Origin of the sequence: Lysobacter antibioticus (genome assembly GCF_001442535.1) — a bacterium.
GTDB lineage: Bacteria > Pseudomonadota > Gammaproteobacteria > Xanthomonadales > Xanthomonadaceae > Lysobacter > Lysobacter antibioticus.
The window spans coordinates 5,759,463-5,760,823 of sequence record NZ_CP013141.1; the positions used below are offsets into that span (position 1 = coordinate 5,759,463).

At 69.9% G+C, this 1,361-nt stretch carries 1 protein-coding gene; it reads right to left on the minus strand.

Going from position 1 to position 1,361, the window contains the following annotated elements:
- Positions 1-360: 360 nt before the first annotated feature.
- Complete coding sequence (locus GLA29479_RS23305; protein WP_057919334.1) at positions 361-1,020, minus strand: thiol:disulfide interchange protein DsbA/DsbL; 660 nt, start codon at positions 1,018-1,020, stop codon at positions 361-363.
- Between the last annotated feature and the right edge of the window lie 341 nt (positions 1,021-1,361).

Sequence of the window (1,361 nt, forward strand, 5' to 3'; positions counted from 1 at the left end):
CGGCGGGGGCGCCGTCGGCCGGGGTTGCGGTCGCAGCGTCGGCGGTGGCCGGGGCGGCGGTGTCGGCCGGGGCCGCGGTTTCGGTCTTGGTGCAGGCGGCGAGTGCGAACAACGCGCTCAGCACCAGCGGATAGCGGGACAACGAAGCCAGACGCGAATTCATCAGGGAAATCTCCGCAATACGTTCAAAGGATGGTGGGCATCGGCGCCGGGCTTAAGCGCTCGGTCGCGATGCCGACAGGAGCGGCGTTCAGAATAACGGCCGCGGCAGGGAAGGGGGAGTGCAGGGTTCGGCCGGGATCCGGAAGGGGCGAGCCGCGATGGCTGATCGCGCCTCCCGAATCACCGCCGTAGTAGCGGTCAGCGCTTGCCAGCGCGCTCGCGCGCGACCAGATGATCGGCGACGCGCAGCATGTCGTCGAAGCCCTTCTGGGTGGTCACGCGGTACTTGCCGGCGACCACCAGCGACGGCGTGCCGTCGACGCCTGCGGCCATGATGAAGGCCTTGGCGCGCTCCATCGCCTTGGCGGTGGCCGGGCCGGTCATCGCCGCGGCGAAAGCCTGGCGGTCTGCGCCGTGCTGGGCGTAGAAGCCGGCGATCTCGTCGGTCGAGGCGTTCTGGATCGGCAGGCGGTGCTGCTCGTGCAGGGCGCTGAACATGGCCTCGTGGGTCTTGCCGAGCAGCTTCATCGACTGCGCGGTGTAGAAGGCCTGCGCATACGGGTTCCAGTAACCGCCGAACGGAGCGGCCAGCGGCACGAAGTTGACGTCGGCCGGCTGTTTGGCGCGCCAGGCGGCGACCTGCGGCTCGAAGTGGGCGCAGTGCGGGCAGGTGTAGCCGAACACCTCGACGACTTCCACCTTGCCCTTGACCGCGGCGAACGGCTTGCCGCCTTCGATCTCGACGTAGTCGACGCCGGCTTCCGGCGCCGGGCCCGCGGGCGCGGCCGTCTTGGGCGCGGCGAACGCGGCGAACGGAAGCACTGCGAGCAGGAACAGGGAGGCCAGGCGTGGATTCATCGGAAAGTCTCGTCGGTGGCGGAATGAACGGGCGTGAAGCTTGCGCCCTCCGGCGACGGCCGGCCGGGCATAAAAAACGCCGGCATCAAGGATAGCGGCCGGCGTCTTCAACAGGAGTATCGGTACGACCCCGGTGTGCGATAGAAGTTCCACTGCCGCGACGAGCGGTGACGGCGGTCACCTTCTGCGCGGCGCCGGTCGGTGAGGCGTCAACGAAAAACGCCGGCCTGTCGCCAGGCCGGCGTTTGTCTGCATCGCGTTGGCGCCAGGCTCAGCCGTGGGTGGGCTGGGCCGGTGCGGCCGCCGGAGCGGCCGGAGCCGCGGCCGGCGTTGCCGCCGGA

What these genes read in the sequence shown, in the direction of transcription:
- GLA29479_RS23305 (WP_057919334.1), bottom strand. Translation starts at nt 1,020, where the DNA reads ATGAATCCACGCCTGGCCTCCCTGTTCCTGCTCGCAGTGCTTCCGTTC.